Annotated in this window: 1 protein-coding gene; it reads left to right on the top strand. The window is 61.4% G+C overall.

Features of this window, described 5'->3' with window-relative positions:
• The coding region (locus SB725_RS30560) for an RNA 3'-terminal phosphate cyclase (RefSeq protein ID WP_410923087.1) at positions 1 to 319 on the top strand (319 nt) is incomplete at both ends.

The raw sequence follows: 319 nt of genomic DNA, 5'->3' as shown, positions 1-319 counted from the left end.
CAGCATCTGACCGCGGTAAAAGCGGCTGCGGAAATTTGTAGGGCAACGGTGGAAGGTGCGGAGCTGGGATCGCAGCGTCTGCTCTTCCGGCCTGGCACCGTGCGGGGCGGCGATTACCGCTTTGCTATCGGTAGCGCCGGAAGTTGTACGCTGGTGCTGCAAACTGTGCTGCCCGCGCTGTGGTTTGCCGATGGACCTTCGCGTGTTGAAGTGAGCGGCGGTACCGATAACCCGTCGGCGCCACCTGCGGATTTTATCCGCCGGGTGCTGGAGCCGCTGCTGGCGAAAATGGGAATTCATCAGCAAACCACGCTGTTAC

It is taken from the genome of Pseudomonas sp. SIMBA_041 (assembly GCF_046535095.1).
GTDB lineage: Bacteria > Pseudomonadota > Gammaproteobacteria > Pseudomonadales > Pseudomonadaceae > Aquipseudomonas > Aquipseudomonas mucoides.
This window is presented reverse-complemented; position numbering and strand designations above follow the sequence as displayed.